The 20,285-nt window shown below is 36.0% G+C and carries 19 protein-coding genes and 1 riboswitch; of the genes, 6 read left to right on the forward strand and 13 right to left on the reverse strand.

Annotation, left to right across the window (positions count from 1 at the left end):
• Positions 1–28 precede the first annotated feature (28 nt).
• Positions 29–194, forward strand: a riboswitch (yybP-ykoY riboswitch).
• A 90-nt stretch (positions 195–284) separates the two neighbouring features.
• Both K5S59_RS07650 and K5S59_RS07655 read left to right on the forward strand, forming a co-directional pair.
• Positions 285–1,079: a TerC family protein gene (locus K5S59_RS07650; RefSeq protein WP_120449713.1), complete on the forward strand. Its 795-nt coding sequence runs from the start codon at positions 285–287 to the stop codon at positions 1,077–1,079.
• A 203-nt stretch (positions 1,080–1,282) separates the two neighbouring features.
• Positions 1,283–2,134 carry a formate/nitrite transporter family protein gene (locus tag K5S59_RS07655; RefSeq protein WP_000893043.1) on the forward strand — a complete coding sequence of 284 codons (852 nt, stop codon included), beginning with the start codon at positions 1,283–1,285 and terminating at the stop codon, positions 2,132–2,134.
• Positions 2,135–2,161: 27 nt separating this feature from the next.
• Here the strand turns inward: K5S59_RS07655 and K5S59_RS07660 are convergent, their stop codons facing one another.
• From K5S59_RS07660 to K5S59_RS07700, 9 genes are all read right to left on the reverse strand, one after another.
• Positions 2,162–2,473: a cyclic-phosphate processing receiver domain-containing protein gene (locus K5S59_RS07660; RefSeq protein ID WP_001103787.1), complete on the reverse strand. Its 312-nt coding sequence runs from the start codon at positions 2,471–2,473 to the stop codon at positions 2,162–2,164.
• A 14-nt stretch (positions 2,474–2,487) separates the two neighbouring features.
• Positions 2,488–3,210 (reverse strand): prepilin peptidase, encoded by a 723-nt coding sequence (locus tag K5S59_RS07665; RefSeq protein ID WP_098258833.1) that lies wholly within the window; start codon positions 3,208–3,210, stop codon positions 2,488–2,490.
• A 112-nt stretch (positions 3,211–3,322) separates the two neighbouring features.
• Entirely contained in the window at positions 3,323–4,033 is a 711-nt protein-coding gene (locus K5S59_RS07670) for a LutC/YkgG family protein (protein ID WP_000147206.1), read from the reverse strand.
• Positions 4,033–5,454 (reverse strand): LutB/LldF family L-lactate oxidation iron-sulfur protein, encoded by a 1,422-nt coding sequence (locus K5S59_RS07675; RefSeq protein ID WP_000061923.1) that lies wholly within the window; start codon positions 5,452–5,454, stop codon positions 4,033–4,035. The genes K5S59_RS07670 and K5S59_RS07675 overlap by 1 nt, the downstream gene beginning before the upstream one ends.
• Before the next feature lie 16 nt (positions 5,455–5,470).
• Positions 5,471–6,190, reverse strand: coding sequence for a (Fe-S)-binding protein (locus tag K5S59_RS07680; protein WP_000869141.1), 720 nt, complete (start codon positions 6,188–6,190; stop codon positions 5,471–5,473).
• Between the two features lie 168 nt (positions 6,191–6,358).
• On the reverse strand, positions 6,359–7,048 hold the full coding sequence (locus K5S59_RS07685; protein ID WP_255260117.1) for a FadR/GntR family transcriptional regulator: 690 nt from the start codon (positions 7,046–7,048) through the stop codon (positions 6,359–6,361).
• A 239-nt stretch (positions 7,049–7,287) separates the two neighbouring features.
• Positions 7,288–8,688 (reverse strand): sensor histidine kinase, encoded by a 1,401-nt coding sequence (locus K5S59_RS07690; protein ID WP_000494824.1) that lies wholly within the window; start codon positions 8,686–8,688, stop codon positions 7,288–7,290.
• Between the two features lie 3 nt (positions 8,689–8,691).
• Positions 8,692–9,363: a response regulator transcription factor gene (locus K5S59_RS07695; RefSeq protein ID WP_000049884.1), complete on the reverse strand. Its 672-nt coding sequence runs from the start codon at positions 9,361–9,363 to the stop codon at positions 8,692–8,694.
• Positions 9,356–10,330 carry a YncE family protein gene (locus K5S59_RS07700; RefSeq protein WP_001234173.1) on the reverse strand — a complete coding sequence of 325 codons (975 nt, stop codon included), beginning with the start codon at positions 10,328–10,330 and terminating at the stop codon, positions 9,356–9,358. The genes K5S59_RS07695 and K5S59_RS07700 overlap by 8 nt, the downstream gene beginning before the upstream one ends.
• Positions 10,331–10,466: 136 nt before the next feature.
• Here K5S59_RS07700 and K5S59_RS07705 point away from each other — a divergent pair, with 136 nt between their 5' ends.
• The 4 genes from K5S59_RS07705 (at position 10,467) to K5S59_RS07720 (ending at position 15,730) form a co-directional block, all read left to right on the forward strand.
• Complete coding sequence (locus K5S59_RS07705; protein ID WP_120449712.1) at positions 10,467–11,582, forward strand: CdaR family transcriptional regulator; 1,116 nt, start codon at positions 10,467–10,469, stop codon at positions 11,580–11,582.
• Positions 11,583–11,699: 117 nt separating this feature from the next.
• Positions 11,700–13,112: a glycolate oxidase subunit GlcD gene (gene glcD, locus K5S59_RS07710; RefSeq protein ID WP_212982184.1), complete on the forward strand. Its 1,413-nt coding sequence runs from the start codon at positions 11,700–11,702 to the stop codon at positions 13,110–13,112.
• Positions 13,109–14,437: a (Fe-S)-binding protein gene (locus tag K5S59_RS07715; RefSeq protein ID WP_000209611.1), complete on the forward strand. Its 1,329-nt coding sequence runs from the start codon at positions 13,109–13,111 to the stop codon at positions 14,435–14,437. The genes glcD and K5S59_RS07715 overlap by 4 nt, the downstream gene beginning before the upstream one ends.
• Before the next feature lie 465 nt (positions 14,438–14,902).
• On the forward strand, positions 14,903–15,730 hold the full coding sequence (locus K5S59_RS07720; RefSeq protein ID WP_000747583.1) for a CAP domain-containing protein: 828 nt from the start codon (positions 14,903–14,905) through the stop codon (positions 15,728–15,730).
• A 40-nt stretch (positions 15,731–15,770) separates the two neighbouring features.
• Here K5S59_RS07720 and K5S59_RS07725 read toward each other — a convergent pair whose 3' ends face one another.
• The 4 genes from K5S59_RS07725 to K5S59_RS07740 form a co-directional block, all read right to left on the reverse strand.
• The gene (locus K5S59_RS07725; protein ID WP_120449708.1) at positions 15,771–16,376 is read right to left on the reverse strand and encodes a DUF1648 domain-containing protein; all 606 of its coding nucleotides are present in this window, start codon (positions 16,374–16,376) and stop codon (positions 15,771–15,773) included.
• 91 nt (positions 16,377–16,467) lie between these two features.
• The gene (locus K5S59_RS07730) at positions 16,468–17,391 is read right to left on the reverse strand and encodes an RluA family pseudouridine synthase (RefSeq protein ID WP_120449706.1); all 924 of its coding nucleotides are present in this window, start codon (positions 17,389–17,391) and stop codon (positions 16,468–16,470) included.
• 98 nt (positions 17,392–17,489) lie between these two features.
• Positions 17,490–17,906 carry a hypothetical protein gene (locus K5S59_RS07735; protein ID WP_000490294.1) on the reverse strand — a complete coding sequence of 139 codons (417 nt, stop codon included), beginning with the start codon at positions 17,904–17,906 and terminating at the stop codon, positions 17,490–17,492.
• Positions 17,907–18,007: 101 nt separating this feature from the next.
• On the reverse strand, positions 18,008–20,200 hold the full coding sequence (locus K5S59_RS07740; RefSeq protein WP_120449704.1) for an MMPL family transporter: 2,193 nt from the start codon (positions 20,198–20,200) through the stop codon (positions 18,008–18,010).
• Between the last annotated feature and the right edge of the window lie 85 nt (positions 20,201–20,285).

Here is a 20,285-nt window from a genome sequence, read left to right on the forward strand (position 1 = left end):
AATTATCCATATAATGAGAGTACAATAGCATATCTCCAAAGGGGAGTAGCGTCCAAGAATATTTCTTGGAAACAAAGTCGTCATTACGTAGAACTTAGTTCTTCCGGCTTTGTTGGCATTTTTATTACATATGTCTAGCAAGACCTTTGCCTATTAACGGCAGAGGTCTTTTTTGTATTCATTACCAAATTCTTCCAAAGTTAATAGGCAGGAGTATGGGGAAACTAAATAGTGGGGAAATTCTTCACTTATTTAGTACTTATAGAAATGAGAGGAGAATGTACATGGATGTATCATTATTATTGGAGTATGGTTGGGTATTACTCATCCTAATTGCACTAGAGGGGATTTTAGCAGCTGATAACGCTCTTGTTCTTGCAATTATGGTAAAACATTTACCAGAAGAAAAACGAAAGAAAGCACTATTTTACGGATTGGCGGGGGCATTTGTTTTCCGTTTCGGATCATTATTTATGATTTCGTTCCTAGTCGACGTATGGCAAGTGCAAGCAATCGGTGCCATTTACCTTATGTTTATCGCTGGTAATCACTTATTTAAAACGTATGTTAAAAAGAATACGGATGAAGACACAGAAGAAAAAGAAGCAAAGAAAAAACAAGAGAACTTTTGGTGGACTGTATTTAAAGTTGAGGTTGCTGATATCGCCTTCGCAGTTGATTCAATTTTAGCTGCTGTTGCATTAGCAATGACTTTACCGAAAACAGGATTAGGTACAATTGGTAGTCTTGATACTGGGCAATTCGTTGTTATCTTTGTAGGTGGACTTATCGGATTAATCATTATGCGATTTGCAGCAACTGCTTTCGTACAAATCTTAAAACGTAAGCCAGGACTTGAAACTGCAGCATTCTTAATTGTAGGTTGGGTTGGTGTGAAACTAGCAATCTATACATTAGCACACCCTGCATTAAATGTAATTCCGCATTCATTCCCAGAATCTACGCCATGGAAGCTTACATTCTGGATTGTATTAGTTGGAATCGCAGTTGGCGGTTGGTTCTTCTCAAAAGAAGTAGAAGTAAAAGCAGAAAAGAATTTAGACGAAAAAGCGCTGTAATTACAGCGCTTTTTCCTTTTTCCCTTTCCCCTCTCAATGTCCAGAAAAAATTCCATTATACTACCTTTTGTAAGCGTTTTCCCAATGCATGTATGTCCTTTTTGTGAAACATTGCACAAACTTATTGAAACTAAGACCGAATCCATGTAGTTTATTCATATAAGGAGTATTTATAGATGATGTACTAAAGGAGCGTATTACTCATGCTAGAACAAGGATTAGATTATGTTGTCAAACTGGCTAAGAGCAAAAAACAAATGCTAGATACAAACCCGATGCAATATTTCATTCGTGCCGCACTTGCGGGTATTTATATCGGTTTTATTATTGTACTATGTTTTAAATTAGGTAACTTTTTTCACATTGCAGATTCACCAGCAACTTATTTAGCTGCTTCTATGTTTTTCGGAATTGCCCTCGTACTAATTATATATGGCGGCGCTGAATTGTTTACTGGAAACACAATGTACTTCACAGTAGCAACTTTAAGAAAAGAAACAACAATTGCTGATACACTTCGTAACTGGGTTGCTTGTTATGCAGGTAATTTAGCTGGTGCTTTATTCTTTGCCTTACTATTTTATGCAACTGGCATTTTTGAAGCAATTGATCACGGTCATTTCATGAATAAAGTAGTAGAAGGAAAAATGAATACACCTACAATGCAACTATTCTTTAAAGCAATTTTATGTAACTGGCTTGTATGTCTTGCTTGTTTCTTACCTTCTCAAGTTAAAGGTGATACAGCAAAAATTATGATGATGATGATGCTCGTTTTCACATTCTTCTTATCTGGTTACGAGCATAGTATTGCAAACTTATCACTGTTTGCTTTATCTTTAGTTTCACCGCATCCGGAGGCAATTTCTTTTGCAGGTGCTATTCATAACTTAATTCCAGTTACAATCGGTAACATTATTGGCGGGTCTGTATTTGTCGGTATGGTTTACCATTACTTAACAAAGAAAGTACCTGACGTGAAACAAGAAGAAACTGAATTAGTAGCAGCTCAACAAGAAGAAATCATTCCGTTGCAAGCTCATATGAAACATTAAAAACTCCAAAGTTTTACTTTGGAGTTTTTAGCTCCCCACATATTTAACAACAAGGTGAGGATTAATTTCCCCTTCTTTCTTCCCCTTATTAATCCTCTGTTTCATCTTGTGCATACCGATGACATCATTCGTATGAAGGTGCATTTCATTTACATATAAACCCTCTTTACAAAAAGCCTCTACAAAATCTAATCCATTTCTTTCTCCCCATCCCATGTTAAAATCAAGGGAAAGAATATTTACCTCATAATCCCGAACCATTTGCAAAGCACATTCTACTGTAGTAGCGGGTACATACCCGTACGGACAACTCCTTTGATTATCCATATATACATTCATGTTCTATCCCCTCTCTATTTTGTATACGTGACCAACATGTAACATATTGCTCCAAGGCTAATAAAAGGACCAAACGGAATTTGGCTCCTCATTTTCATACGTTTTAATACTATACCCACTCCAAAGAAACAAAGACTAAAGCAAGATGCTAAAAATAAAATCATAAAAATCCCTTTCAGTCCCGCTATAAATCCAAGCAGCGAAAGTAATTTTATATCCCCTCCACCAAGCCCTTCTGGATATATCTTCTGCATGCAATGTAACAAAATGAATATAACGCCACTACCAACTATACTATCTGTCCAAGTGACTAACGGTACAAAAATACATTCTAAAATGAGTAAACAGGCAAACCAAGCTAAAATACGATTCGGGATTAACATATATATGTAATCTGTAACTGAAATAATAAGAAGTAATGAAAATAGCGATAAAATGATGATAATCTCTCGTTCCATCCCAATCATATATACAGTAAGAAGAAATATCATTCCTGTTACAAGTTCAAATACTACGTACAAAATTGAAATCGTCCTCTTACAATTCTTACAACGTCCCCTCTGTATACAAAATGAAATGATTGGGATCAATTCTTTTGGCTTTAGCACATACTTACAATAATGACAATGTGAACGCGGGGTAATGATAGACTCACCTAGTGGGACTCTCATCGCAATTACCATAAAAAAAGAACCAAACACCATCCCCACTAACAATGCATATAAATAAGTGAACATCCCTTCCTCTCCTTTCCAGAAGAACATAGCAAAAAAAGGAGAGAAATTCTACTTCATATTATCTCTATTCTATTAAAAAAGCAGGCCATTTTCTGGCCTGCTTTCCCCTCTTTTATACGATGAAATATACTGCTTTTAATGGTCCATGTACTCCGACAACAAGATTCATTTCAATATCTGCCGAGTTACTAGGCCCTGTAATAAAGTTAATACAAGATGCCACTGTCTCGCCATTTTCTACACGTGTGTTCATATCCTGAACTGCTTGTGTAATACGAGGCACAAGTGTTTCACGTGGAATAATAGCAAAGTATACAGTCGGTAAAAAGTGTAAAGAACGACCTTGACCTTTATGACTTTGTACAACAATCGTACCAGATTCAGCTAAAGTATAATCACTAAATGCGATTCCAATATTCGCTCTTTCTGCGATACGCATATTCTCTTCTTTTTTCTCAGGATCCCATACATTCACTTCAACATTTTGCTTTGGAAGCTCTTCTTTAAATAAAGAAGTCAATCCATAAGAATCAAAACGTTCATCTGCCGATAACATAATAGGTCCCCCGCCGTTTTCCACGATTACTTTTTGAATATCTTCGCGTAAACGGTCGTTTGTCGTTTCCACTACAGTTGTATGAATGTTTGTACATTGATTTTTAAATACTTCTAACAATTCTTCTTGTGAATAATCTTTTAGCGTTTCTACATTCACATTACTTTTCCATGCTGGACGCTTTACGCCTTCCGTTTTTCGCTCACGTCCAAGTTCTTTTGCAATATTATCTAGAAAGGACTCACGGTTTTGAATTAATCCTGTCATTATTTGTCCCCGCCTTTCTTATGATCTTTATACCAATCACGGAATCGTTCTTTACTTGGAGCTGGGAATTCACGAATATCTGTCCAGTTTTTAAGTGGCCCAACACCTTTTGATACACGGTTACCAGATGTAAATGGACTCATTGCTGCTGGTGCCATTTTTGATCCCATTTTATATAAAGCAGCTGAAGAAGCACCCATACTAAACATTTTCATTGCTAATTTTTCTGCAAGTGGAGCACGTCCTTCTTGCTCAACAATTACTTGACGATGTTTTAATAACAAATCATGCAGTGGTATTTTTACTGGACAAGCTTCTGTACATGCTCCGCATAAACTAGATGCATAAGGAAGCTCTTTGTAATCGTCATATCCGCCTAAAAGTGGAGTTAATACCGCACCGATTGGTCCTGAATATATAGAGCCATATGAATGTCCACCAACGTGACGATATACAGGACATACGTTAACACAAGCAGCACAACGAATACATTGCAATACTGATCGGAATTCCGATCCAAGAATTTGAGATCGGCCATTATCAACAACAACTAAGTGGAATTCTTCAGGTCCATCTACTTCCTCTTCTTGAATTGGTCCCGCTACAGTTACATAACTTGTTAATTTTTGCCCGACTGCACTACGACATAGTAAACCAACTAAAACATCTAATTCTTCCATTGTCGGAACCATACGTTCCATACCCATTACTGCAATTTGAGTTTTCGGAATCGACATAACAAGATCGGCATTACCTTCGTTCGTTACTAAACAAAGAGAGCCAGTATTTGCAACAGCGAAGTTACAACCTGTCACACCAATTTCCGCATCCATAAATTTCTCACGAAGTTGTTTACGAACAAACTTTGTCATTTCGTATGGATCATCAGAATTTTCATAGCCAAGTTTTTCTTTAAATACATCACGAATTTGTGCTCTATTTTTATGAAGTGCAGGCGCAATAATATGTGAAGGTGGATCGTTATCTACTTGCAAGATATACTCTCCTAAGTCACTTTCTAACACTTCACAGCCAATCTCTTCAAGGGCATGATTCATACTAATTTCTTCAGTTACCATTGATTTTGATTTTACAACTTTCTTCGCTTGTTTCTTTTTTGCAACGTCTTGAATATACTTTGCTGCTTCCTCTTTCGTTTTCGCAAAGTACACATGTCCGCCTCTTTTTGATACATTTTCACTTAACTGCATTAAGTAATAATCAAGATTTTCTAACGTATGTTGGCGAATTTGTTCACCTAGTTCACGCCACTCTTCCCAATTTCCTAATTCGTCCGCTGCTTTTAAGCGATTCGTATATAAGCGCGTTTGTGCAGAAGATACTGCTCCACGCATAAACGAATCTTGAATTCCATCGCCAACGCGATCATTAAATTTTTTCTCACTGATTTTCATAGACATAGCTTATGTTCCCCCTTCATGAGCGACTATTCAGTACCTCAGCAATATGCATTACTTTTATTTCTTTTCCTAAACGCTCAATACGTCCGCCAATGTTTAACAAACACCCACAATCTGCACCGATTAAATAATCAGCACCTGTTTCCATTGCACTATCTACCTTTTCATCTACCATTTGCTCAGAAATTGGCGTCATCTTCACTGAAAACGTTCCCCCAAATCCACAACAATTTTGCGCGTTTGGCAGTTCTCTCACAGTTAATCCTTTGACGTTTGATAATAAAATTCCTGGCGCCTCTTTTACTCCAAGCAGGCGTGTCATATGACAAGATTTATGAATAGTAGCGATCCCTGGTAAACTTGCACCAACATCTGTCACTTTTAAAACATCTACAATAAATTGTGTAAATTCATATGTTTTATCAGCAATCTTTTGTGCACGTTTAGCCCACTTCGGATCATCTTTAAAAACATGCGGATACTCATGAAACATTGTCGCACAAGAACCAGATGGTGTAACGATATATTCTGCATCTTCGAAAGTTTCAATCATATGTTTCATCGCTTCTTTTGCTGCTTCTACATGGCCGCTATTATAAGCAGGCTGCCCACAACAAACTTGTGCTTCTGGAAATTCAATTTCACAACCTAAACGCTCCAACACTTCAACTGTTGCTTTGCCGACGTTTGTTTCAAACATATCGACTAAACAAGTAACAAATAAAGTAACTTTCATAACTATTACTCCCCCTTTTTACAACTCCACCAACAAACATATGGTCATCAGATGACTAAGAAAAGAAGAAGTAGGCTCAACCATGGCCTATCCTCTCCCTCTTCTAAAGAAAACGCTTACTTAATCTCTCTCTATTTTATCAAAAAATTTGATTTTTAAAAGATTAAATTACGAATTTATATCGTTTTTACCTGTGACAATATGTTCTACATTTGTTAAATGATCTAGCATTGCTTGTTGCGCTAATTCTACATCTTGCTTTAACACTGCATCATATATAACTTGATGCTCTTCTATAAGTCGTTCTGATGTTGTTTGTTCACCATATAAAATAATGCGTCTTGATTCACCAATTGTTTCAGCAATCATCTCTGAAACGTGATTCATGAGTTCAAGCAAAATGTTATTATGCGAAGACTCCGCAATTCCCATATGGAACTGAAAATCTGCTTTTTCGCCAGCCTTTTCATCTCCAATGTTCTTTGCCATTTCATCTAACCAATGTTTCATATTTTGCAAATTAGCTTCCGTACGCTTTGCCGCAGCTGCTCGAACTGCCCCCACTTCAAGCACCTTTCGTACTTCTAATAAATTCAAAATATCTTCTTTCTTCATTAATAATTTATTGTTTAATGATTTTGTTAATGAAGAAGAATCGAAATTCTTCACATATGTACCTTCTCCTTGTTTCATCTCAATTAAGCCCATTGCTCTTAGCGCACTTAACGCTTCACGAACAGCTGATCTACCAACTTGAAACTGCTCAGCTAATTGATGTACAGGAAGTAGTTTGTCACCAGGTTTTAACGTACCATTTTTAATCATTGTTAAAATAGCTTCAGATACTTCTTCGTAAATTTTTTTCGGTTTAATAGATTTGTACTCCAGTTAAATCACCTCAGTATCTTCCAAACAACAATTGAAACGATTTATAAGAACTTTGCATCATAACTATTTTAGAACGAATTGGTAAGAAGTACAAATGTTTTGTTCATAAAATCGTCAAATTTTTAATATTTGTTTAATATTTGTTTAATATTAATTTATATGTACTCCTATATTTATTTGCGTTCATGAAGAAAAGCATGCCCTTCACGTTAGAACATGCTTTCTTCAACCTGTATTTTCAATTTAATACTAACCGTCGTTCCATTCCCTTTTTCACTTTCAATTCGCCACTGTCCATCATGTATATGAACAATTTGTCTTACAATAGCAAGGCCTAAACCTGTTCCACCATGTTGACGACTTCTCGCTTTATCAACGCGGTAAAAACGTTCGCCAAGATTTTCTAAATGCTCTGTATCAATTCCGATTCCTGTATCTTTTATGTTCAATTCACAGTAATCATCTATCTGCCTGAGCGTTATCATAATATCCCCGTTTTGATTTGTATACCGTATCGCATTATCTAACACGTTATGAAGCACTTGTTGCATACGATCCTCATCAATCATTACAATGATTTCTGGATTTAAATTTGTTGAAATACGAATTTTCTTTTCTATAAACTTAATCTCATACGTATCTAACACATCTTCAATGAGTTGTGAAAAAACGATAGGTTGTTTCTTTAACGGAAAATGTTCTCCTTCTAATTGCGCTAAATCTAATAAATCATGAACGAGGCGCTGCATTCGATCTGCTTCTTTATGAATAAGCTGTGTTACTTTTTCCTGCTGCGGTCCCTTCGCTACACCATCTAAAATAGCCTCGCTATATCCTTTTATATAACTAAGCGGTGTTCTTAATTCATGCGAAACGTTAGCTAAAAATTCCTTACGCTTTACGTCTTCTGTCTCTAAAGAATTTGCCATTTTATTAAATGCTTTTCCTAACCGTCCAATTTCATCTTCGGAAGAAATTGTAATTCGTTCTGAGAAATCTCCCGTAGCCAAATGATTAGCCACTCGTTCCATTTGCGAAAGCGGTCTCGTAATAGCGATAATAATCTTTCTACCAATCCATATTGTTAGTAAAGTCATAGCCAGTGCTAACGGTGCTAAAATAAGGCCCATATCATATATTAAGTCTTTTATACTTTTTAAAGGAATATAAGAATATACAATGCCAACTAACTTTTTATTTTCTAAAACAGGGATGACAACCCCCATAATATTACGTTCAAAATGTTCCTCATACCCTATCTTTGTCACCGTTTTTCCATCTAATAATGTTTGCCTGTCCCCTTCACTTATAAGAGAATGATGATGCACATCAAAAGGTAAACATGCGCTTAAATCACGTGGATTTGATACGAAAAGAACGTCTGAACTAGATATTTGATCAAATGCTCTTACTTTCTCTTCAAAAGTTGCTATTCCTTCATGCTTATCATATTGCGCAGCAAGACCCTTCCCTTCCATTACTAATGAATCTTTTAAATTATCAACGTATAGTTTTTCATACGAATATAAAGATACAAAATAAAGAAAGGAAACTGTTACAAATACTGCACATACTACTGTCAGCCAAAGCTTCTGTACCATCGTAAACATACGTTACACCTCAAATTTATAGCCTACACCCCAAACAGTTTGAATGTAATTTCCACTTTCTCCAAGCTTCAAACGCATCGTTTTCACATGCGTATCTACTGTTCTTGTACTTCCTGCATAATCATATCCCCATACCTTTTCCAGCAATTGTTCCCGGCTAAATACTTGTCCCGTATGTTGGCAAAGAAAATAGAGTAAATCAAACTCTTTTACAGTAAGAGAAATCGGCTCACCATCAGCCTCAATCTTCCTACTTTTTTCATTAATAAGGATCGGTCCAAACTGAATCTCCTCTTGTTGCTCTTGCTTTGTATAACGTCTTAGCACAGCTTCCATACGAGCAATTAGTTCTCCAGGACTAAATGGCTTTACAATATAATCATCTGCTCCCATACGTAAGCCGTTCACCCTATTCCATTCTTCACCTTTTGCTGTTAAAAATATAATTGGTACATCCGATGTTTTTCTAATTTCTTTACAAACTGAAAGTCCATCCATCTCTGGCATCATAATATCTAATACAACGAAATCATAATGATCCGTCTCTAATTTTTTGAGCGCCTCTTTCCCATTTCCAGCTTCTCCCCACTCGTATCCGAAATTATCTAAGTACATTCCAACAAGCTGCCTCATATCACTTTCATCATCTACAACTAGCACCCTATATTTACTCATTGTCCTTCCCTTCCCTCTCTATGAGTTGAAACGGCCCTTTTCCGACTTTAATTGTTTGTTTTATTTTCAAATTCTTCATATCCATGACACACACTTCATCACTATCATAGCTTGCTACGTATCCTTCTGCTCCGCTCTTCAAAAATGCAAATGGGTTCGACCCTACTTCTACAGAAGCTACCTCTTTATACGTGCTAACATCAAACTGTCTAAGCGTATTCGAACCGTGACTTAATGCATATACATACTTATTATCCTTCGTTATATTCACAGGCATAAACGGAGCATGTAAAGAACGTACCATTTCTCCGCTCTGCAATGAATATACTAATACTTTTTCATTGACTTGATTTCCATCACCATGTCCACCAATCCATATTTCTTTCCCATCTGGGCTAATTGTCGCTCCCGTTGATGCTGGGGGAATTATAAAGGATTGTATCACTTCTTTTTTCTTTGTATCAATTGTCGTTAGCTTCGTATCATAAAAGTTTAATACAGATAACTGGTTATGGTACTCTACCATCGTTATTGGTCCTTTTCCGGTTGACACACTCCCTGTCTCTTTCCCTTTTATTGTAAAGAACCTTACCTTTTGAGCAGTTTGATCGGCAGCAAATAATTGCTTTTTATCTTCGGATACGATCACATTTACAATGCCTTTTCCAGTTTTATATTTGGCCACTTGTCTTCCTTCAGCTAGTGAATATACATACATATACTCTAACTGCTTACCATATACAAGTATGTCCTCGCCGTTTGGAAGTAGTGCAACTCCTGCCATTGGTTCATTAAGTTCCCATGTCGCAATTAACTTTTTAGTTTGTTTATCAACAAAACTGATACTACCTTCTTTTATATTCGTTGTTATCATAACACTTTTATCTTTAGCAATCGGTGTATATGTACTTCCTTGACACCCTACTAATAGAAATAAAAAACAGAGAAGAAAAACATACTTTCTCAAAAGGTTCCCTCCATCTTCGGATGATTTCGTTATAATTGTAAAATAACAAATAAATGTGTGGAAAGTGTGAAATTTTCCTTTCTTACTTCATTTACATATATAATGTACAACAAATAGAATTTGAGGTGTGCAAATTATGCTTTTTCCTGATTTAGCGAATAAAATTGTACGAGAGGTGCGCAGATTAATTAAAGAAAATATTATTATCATTAATATACAAGGCGTTATTATCGCAAGTACAGATGTAGAAAGAATCGGTCAATTTCATGAAGGCGCACTCCGCTGTGCAAAACAAAAGAAAACTGTCATTATTACAAAAGAAGATGAACGACGTTTGCAAGGCGTAAAGGCGGGGATGAACCTTCCCTTACTATTTCATGACGAAGTAATTGGTGTCATTGGAATTACAGGCGAACCTGAAAATATTTCACAATACGGAGAAATATTACGTAAAATGACCGAACTACTCATTCATGAAAACTACTTTTTAGAACAACTAGAACTTGAACACCGTTCTTATGAAGCATTTGTCTTTGATTGGCTTCAAAATACAGACTGGTCTCCAAGCTTTCTCGATCGCGCAAAAACACTTGGTATTGATTTATATAAGAAGAAACAACTTATTTTGTTCTCTATCGATCAAAATGACACGATGCTTCAGCGTAAAATTTGGCAACACGTACGCAATCTACTAACAAAGGAGCATCTATTTATTCGCTGGGGAAATGATCGATTTATTTTATTTACAGCCACGAGCTCCAAAGAACAAACGTATCAATTTTTAACACGATTAAAACACGATTGTGAAAATTTGTTTTCTATTCCTTTATATATTGGGATTGGACAATCCGTTACGCCAAGCAATATGAACTTATCGTATGAACAAGCATTACAAGCTCTTTCCGTATCACTTGAAACGAAACAAATTGTATTTAATGAAGATTTACGTTTAGAAATGTGCTTACAAGATATTTCTGCAGAAACGCGGGAACAGTTTCTAAGACGCACGATCGAAAACTTACTATCATCTCCTGAGCTTATGCACACTTTACGCTTATTTATCGATTATAACCAATCCTATAAACAAACAGCTGAACAATTACATATACACATTAACACATTGCATTACCGACTTAAAAAGATTGAAGAGCATACGGGACTTGACCCGAAACAATTCAAAGACTTACATATTTTATACTTCTCGCTACTCTTATTAGATAATCATACAAAAAAGAATGATAAAATGGATTAATCTTTAGATGATTATACATAGAAAGAATCCCCCAACTTTTTTATCATTATAATGAAAGCACTGTGACAACGTTTTTTATAATCACTAATTACGTTAACAGTTTGAGGGGGATTTCCAATGTTAGAAAAGCAAATTATTCATTCATTCGTATCCATTGTTGGCAACGATAATGTAGATACATCCAATATGGGGCGTTTAACGTATAGTTATGATGCCACTCCAAACTTCCAAGCAATGCCTGATGCAGTCATTGCTCCTCGTAATACAACTGAAGTAGCGGAAGTGTTAAAAGTATGTAACACTCACAACATTCCTGTATATGTTCGTGGTTCTGGAACAAACCTTTGCGCAGGAACATGTCCACTTGAAGGCGGTATCGTCCTTATCTTCCGTCATATGAATAATATTTTAGAAATTGATGAAGAGAATTTAACAATCACAGTACAAGCTGGTGTGATTACGCTTGATATTATTAAAGCTGTAGAAGAAAAAGGTTTATTTTATCCACCAGATCCAAGCTCGATGAAAATTTCTACAATTGGCGGTAACATTAATGAAAATTCAGGTGGGTTACGCGGATTAAAATATGGCGTAACACGTGATTATGTGATGGGTCTTGAACTTGTCTTACCAAATGGCGATATTATTCGCACTGGTGTTAAATTAGCAAAAGATGTAGCTGGTTACGATTTAACTCGGTTATTTATCGGTTCTGAAGGAACACTTGGCGTCGTAACAGAAGCGATATTAAAACTTGTTCCTATGCCTGAAACGAAGAAAACGATGCTTGCGCTCTATGAAGATATTAATGAGGCTGCACGTGCTGTTTCTTCTATTATTGCAAATAAAATCATTCCAGCGACACTTGAGTTTTTAGACCAACCGACAATTGAAGTAGTAGAAGCGTTTGCTCAAATTGGTTTACCAACCGACGTAAAAGCAATTTTATTAATTGAGCAAGATGGTCCGCCTGAAGTTGTCAATCGAGATATTGAAAAAATGGCTAACGTTTGCCGCTCTATGAATGCAGTTGATGTTCGCGTTGCAAAAGATGAAGCAGATGCAGATGCACTTCGGACAGCTCGCCGTAGTGCGCTATCAGCACTTGCAAGATTAAAGCCTACTACAATACTAGAAGATGCAACGGTACCACGTTCACAAATCGCTCCAATGGTTGAAGCGATTAATGCCATTGCAAAAAAATATAATATTCCTATTTGTACATTTGGACATGCTGGTGACGGTAACTTACATCCAACTTGTATGACAGATGCTCGTAATGAAGAAGAAATGCACCGGGCTGAACAAGCTTTTGCTGAAATATTTGCAAAAGCAATTGAACTTGGTGGCACGATTACTGGTGAACATGGTGTTGGTGCGATGAAAGCTCCGTATTTAGAAATGAAATTAGGTAAAGAAGGTATTACTGCTATGCAAGGGATTAAACAAGCCTTCGATCCAAATAACATTATGAATCCAGGAAAGATGTTCGCGAAGGACACTCGTAAAAGAGTGGTGGTTGAACGATGACAACATTAAATAAAGAAAACATTCAAAAGGAATTTAAAGAACGATTAAGTGAAGATGAACTACTAAACTGTATGCGATGCGGTTTCTGCTTACCAACTTGTCCTACTTATATTCAATCTGGATATAAAGAATCACATTCACCACGTGGACGTATCGCAATAATGAAAGCGGTCGTTGACGGTTTAATTGAGCCAGATGAAGATGTTGAAAATACATTAAATGTTTGCCTCGGCTGCCGTGCTTGTGAACCTGTTTGTCCATCTGGTGTGAATTACGGACATTTATTAGAAGAAGCTCGTGATATTATAAATCAAAACAAAAAGTTCTCGGTGCCAGTGAAAGCTGTTCGTAAAGTCGTTTTTGAAGGACTATTCCCGCATCAAAATCGAATGAGAACATTAACAGGACTAATCGGATTTTATCAGCGTTCTGGATTACAAACGCTAACACATAAAACAGGGATTATGAAGTTATTCCCTGAAACACTTGCAACGATGGATCTCGTTTTACCAAAAGTCCCTAAAATGAAAGCAATGAAAGATCGTCCTGAATTTTTACCTGCTGAAAGTACAAAAAAGAAACAAGTTGCATTCTTCACAGGCTGTTTAATGGATACGATGTTTTTAGAAACAAATAACGCAACGATGAAACTTCTTCAGTTAGCTGGTTGTGATATCGTTATTCCGAAAACACAAAGTTGCTGCGGGGCATTACATGGACATGCTGGTGAGAAAAGTGGAGCAAAAGAACTAGCAAAACGTAATATAAAAGCCTTCGAAGATTTAAACATCGACTATATCATTACGAATGCTGGTGGTTGTGGAGCTTACCTCGTAGACTACGATTATCTTTTAAAAGACGATCCACAGTGGGCTAAACGTGCAAAGCAGTTTGTTTCTAAAATTAAAGATATTACCGCTATTCTAGTAGAACTAGATTTCCATAAACGTAATGACTTACGACTCACACCGCAAATTATTACGTATCAAGACTCTTGTCATTTACGCAATGTTATGCGAACATCTTCAGAACCTCGCATGTTACTAGAAGCAATTCAAGGCGCAACTTACCGTGAAATGAAAGATGCGGATCGCTGCTGTGGTTCTGCTGGTATTTACAATATTGTTCATTCAGAGTTATCAATGGAATTTCTAGATTACAAAATGGACCGTGTACATGAAACAGAAGCAGCAACCATTGTTACTGCAAACCCAGGTTGTTTATTACAAATGAAATTAGGCATTGAGCGAGAAGGCCTTTCTCATAAAATGAGAGGAATTCACATTGTAGATTTATTATTAGAAGCAATTGAAACCAACTCGTAATAACTCGTAACATACGTAATAATAAGAAAACGGCTATCTCCTTCGTCTACGTAAAGAGATAGCCGCTTTTTTGTCCGCTACAACATTAAAAATATGTTACTTTATTATAAAAAAGAACAACAGAAACATTACAGTTTTGTAAAAATCAATCCAGTATATTCCTCAAAAAAATGCTCAAACCATTGATACAATGGGATTCTTCATTTTCAATATAGGTACATTTATCCAAAAACCCCCTCTTAAAACCAAGTATAAAAATGCTGAAAATTCCTTTTATACTCTATGTTTCTCTTATTTTGGCTCTTTTCACCCCTTAGGATAAATTAGGTAAATTTTAAGTCTATGAATTTTTTTCCATCTTTTTTCTCGCAAAATCTATGCTACGATGAATTTGTCAGTCAGACAGGCTGTCAAAAACAAATCGTGTGAAAACAAATTAAAACTTTATATAGGGGGACACACATCATGAAAAAGCGTGTTTTATTATCTGTAGCTGCTGCAACGGCTCTTACTTTAGGAGTATCTTCTCTAGATGCACAAGCTGCAACAGTACAACCATCTAACATAAAGGTTCAAAATATTCAGCATTCAAAAGTGATGATGAAGCAAATGAGCCAACAAGAATTACAAGCATTCTTACAATCTATGGGCGTGGAATCATTAGCACAATGGCAACAAGGAAACTTCCAACCAAATTGCATTATTCCTGGTCAACAACCTACTGAAAATGTTGTAACTGAGCAACCAACAGCTAAGCCAGAAACTCAAAAGCCTGTTGAGCAAAAACCAGTTGAGCAAAAGCCTGCTGAAGAAGTTCAAAAACCAGAAGCTCAAAAACCTGCTGAAAACAACAATACTCAAAAGCCTGCTGAACAAAAACCTGCTGAGCAAAAGCCTGCTGAAGAAGCAAAATCTTTAAGCGAGTTCGAACAACGTGTTGTTGAATTAACAAACGCTGAGCGTGCAAAACAAGGCTTACCAGCTTTAAAAATCGATACTGAATTAAGCAAAGTAGCACGCATTAAATCTGAAGATATGCAAAAAAACAACTACTTTGATCATAACAGCCCTACATACGGGTCTCCATTTGACATGATGAAGAAATTTGGTATTTCTTATACATCTGCCGGTGAAAACATCGCTCAAGGCCAACGTACACCTGAAGAAGTAGTACAAGCTTGGATGAACAGTGCTGGACACCGTGCAAACATCTTAAATAACGGCTTCACTCACATCGGTGTTGGCTATGTAGAAAGCGGCAACTACTGGACACAACAATTTATTACGAAGTAAATAGATTAAAAGAGTCTTCTCATAATGAGAAGACTCTTTTTTACGTTTCATAACTTTCTATTATGTATGAGTACATTATGTAGAACATAAACAAAATAGAGCCACAGCTTATTACACTAAGTAACACGTAAAACCCCCACTTCAAGTTCAAAAACAATGAAAACAATATACTACATGCCATCACTTGAAAAATCCGCCTACTCACTAAACGAATTTTTTGTAATTTGATTGGGTCTTTTTCCGTACTCTTAACTGTTTTAAAGCCTTTACTAAGCATAAAAAGAAACATACTAATTCCAATTGTTAGTCCTGTCTGGAAGGATATCATGCTTCCACAATTAATAAAGAGAATGAGCATATGGATAAACAACATAAATAATGTAATCGTCTTTAGAAATCCACTTATAATGATATGCTCGCCTTCATTAACCTTATATATATTATGTGAAATAATATACACGAATCCATGTAAAAAAATAATAAGACAAGGAATAAATGCTATAACAATTTGTTTACTCATAAACTCGTTCGGCCCACCATTTTCATTCCAATGTACTGCCATAAAGTTTGGTAAATATGGATAAAGACATAGAGTAACTAAAAGACAAGCGAAAAATATTCCTAATATATATTTATATTTGATCAAGTGATTCTCACCTCTCTTTTCTCTTAACGGCTTCGCTTCTTTTAGAGAAATCCCTGCAGAAATCTACTTTTCTCAAACTTAAACTTACACTTTACGCATTCATTCTTTGAAATTCTTTCATTGTATTATTTAATTTTGTAGGAAATGGTACATCCACTTCGATCTCTTCTTTCGTAATTGGATGTAAGAAATGAATCTTCATCGCATGTAATGCTTGCCCTGTCATATGTTTCGTTTGTCCACCATATAATACATCTCCAACTAATGGATTACCATGATAGCTCATATGAACACGAATCTGATGAGTTCTACCAGTTTCTAATTGTAACGTCACAAACGTAACATTTTGTTTTTTAAAATATTTCTCTACTTTATAATATGTGATCGCTTGATCTCCCTTTGGAGAAACACGTCGTCTCGTCGCATGATGACGATCTCTTCCAATAGCTGCGTCAACGGTTCCTTGCTTACCTTTTACTTTTCCTTCCACAAGCGCCGCATATGTTCTTTTAATTTTTCGTTCCATTAATAAACGATCCATAATTGCACCAGCAATTCTATGCTTAGCAAACACAACACCACCTGTCGTATCTTTATCTAACCGATGAATATGACGAACCTTCGTCTCTAAACCTTGCATTTGAAAATGAAAGGCAACCAGGTTTGCAAGTGTTCCCGTTCCACCTTTTTCAGCAGGATGTGTGTCCATCTTCTCAGGCTTATTTACGATGAGTACGTGATCGTCTTCATATACTACATGTAATTCACCATATTCAGGCTCTACATCGTATTCTTCCTCCACAAACATATGAACTTGCAACTTATCGCCTTCTTTTAAAAGCTCATTCCATCTTCTTTGTTCTCCGTTAACGATAACACCTTTTTCCATACGAAGCTGATGTAACAACTTTTTCGGTATTTCCCATTCTATTTTTAATAACGAATCAATACTTATGCCATTCCATTTCGCTGGAACAGTAATCTCGCACCATTCGCCCTTTTTATTCGTTTCCATACTGTATCACCTTATTTCTATTGATTCTCTCATTGTAACGGAAAATACTCTTTGATGCACCGTCAAAAATAGAGGACAGTCTTATAATAGACTGCCCCTCACGCTCTACACCTTTTCATTTCTTGCAATACTTCTTCCGCTTTTTGTTCATACGATAAATCTTTAAAGAAATCCGCCAATCTTTTATAATCATTATACGTATCTAATAAGTCATCAATTTTTTCTACTTTCATCACTTGTTGTTTTTGCTTCATTTTTACTGGATAACGATAGCCCGATACCTCTTGTATTTTGTAATACTCATCCTCTACTTGAATGACCTTTACAAGTTCCTCCTCTTCCGCATCCATCGTATACCCATCAAAATCTCTCAGCAATTCATAAATAATATGAGTCCATTCATCTTTTGGATAAAATCCTTTTTCTAACCGATAACCGACAATGCGATACATATGCCCATCGTTTTCTGCAAACTGTACTGTATCATTTAGCTTAAACTTAAAATAACGAAACATTGCCTTCACCTACTTATATGTAATGTTCTTATCACATACTATTTGCAAAATGTAGGTCTTGCTATTCATAAAAAAATACTCATCTATAAGATGAGTATTTTTTACGATGATTTTTCTCTTTTCTTTCGAAATGGTAACCACCAGTTCCAGTCTCCAAACAATTTCATTAAACTTGGTACGAGCATAAGACGAATAATTGTTGCATCAAGGAATATCGCTAATGCAACGCCCAGCCCCATTTGCCGTACTGGTAAAATATCAGTAAAGGCAAACGCACCAGTTACAACAATCATAATTAACGCAGCTGATGTAATGATCCTACTTGTTGACACAAGTCCTTCTAACGTAGCTTGATCGTTATCTCCTGTTTCTTCATACAGTTCATGAATACGCGAAATAAGAAATACTTCATAATCCATGCTAAGCCCAAATACGAGACCGAAAATGAAGATTGGCAAGACAAATAGAACAGGACTTGCTTCTAAACCAAAATGCCCACCTTCAAATAACCAAACAACAATTCCAATTGTTGCGCTTAAACTAAGTATATTCATAATAATTGCCTTAATCGGAATGAGTATAGATCGGAATGCAAATAATAATATAACAAAGGTTGATCCAAATATAACAGACATACCAATTACAACTTTATCTTTAATTTCATCTTCTAACTCTTGTTGGAACGTCGTCATCCCGCCTAAATAGTACGTAACATCTGTCTCTTTATAATTTTGTTTAAAATCACGAACCCACTGTTTAGCAGTTTCAGTACGTGGTTTTGTTTTTAGAAAGACTTCTATCGTCGTCTTATTCCCTTTCGTATATGCTTCAAATATAGGAGCGAGTTTCGCTGCTTCTGGCGACGCTAATATTCCAGCGACTTGATCTGCTTTCATACCAGTTAATCCGTCGTATAAGCTTCTCACTTCATATACTTTCTTATCATCTTTTAACTTTTGAACGACTTCTTCTACCTTTTGTAAACTTTCTTTTTCTTTCATATCTTTTTTCGTCTCTACCACTAACGTAACATCAGCATGTGTTTTTGCCGTTTCATTAAATGCCTCTTCGTACTTCTCATATGCAATTCTTGTATCACTTTGTTTAGGTAAAGCTTCCACATCAGGGAACTGCAAATTAGCTGTACGTAATGGTAATAAGCAAATAACAATAAATGTTGTAACAACAATAATCATCGCAATTGGATGTTTCATTACAAATTGTGCAAATTTACGCCATGCCTTTGCCGGCGTATGTGCTACTTGATTCTTTTTTAATATTCGTTTACCAATTAAGGATAATAGTGCTGGAAGGAGTGTGAGTGAGAATAAAATACTCATAATCACAACAATCATTCCGCTAATTGCGACTGACTGAATATAATCAATTTTAAAGAAGAACAAACCGGATAATCCAACAAATACACATAATCCTGAAAATACGATTGCACGTCCTGCTGTTTGATATGTAATTGCTATCGCTTCTTTTACCGTTCGCTTTGCAACTTCCTCTCGAAAGCGATTTACAAATAATAGCGCAAAATCAATAGATAAGGCAAGTCCAATCATCGGTGCAACATTTAACACAAAGATAGATAGTTCCTTATCGACACCTATAAAGTATAATATTCCCATCGTACTAATAACACTAAGTGCCCCATTTACAATTGGTAAAATAGATGCTAAAAGGCTACCAAATGAAAATAGTAATACGAGAAATGCAATCGGTAACCCAATCATCTCTGCTACTTTTAAATCATTTTGCGTTCTTTCATTAATCTCTTGATTAATTTTTGGAAATCCTGTTGGCGTTACTTTTAACGCTGCATTACTTTCCTTTTCGACTTTATCAGCAAATTGTAATGTCTTTTCCATTCGTTCCTTATTTGTTTTCCCGGAAAATAAAATTGTCGCATAGCCGATATCATCTTGTAACATTTCTTTATTTTGCACTGGGTGATGGAAAGATTCATAAGTCTCTTTCTCTTGTACATTTTTTACAATTCCCTCTACTTGCTTTTGAAATTCTTCATGTGAAACACCTTTATTTTTTTCAAAAACGAGTAAAAGTGTATCTTGAGACCTCTTAAAATCTTTATCTAAAATTTCTTTCGTCTTTTGATAGTCCCCTTCTGTTTGGAAACCGTCACCACCTAATACTCCTGGTAGCTTTGGGGCAAAAATACCAAGCGCTATCGCAAGCAATAGTAATGCTACAATTACTGTATAACGAAACTGATACAAAAAAGTGCCTAACTTCCCCCACTTATCTACTTTATGTACATTTGTCTTCACGCACTTTCACCTACTTTAAATAATTCAATTGTTATTTATACTGTATCACATCTTCGTACAAACAAAAAACGTCTAGAAACACTAT

Origin of the sequence: Bacillus sp. BML-BC051, assembly GCF_019656175.1 — a bacterium.
Classification (GTDB): Bacteria; Bacillota; Bacilli; order Bacillales; family Bacillaceae_G; genus Bacillus_A; species Bacillus_A mobilis.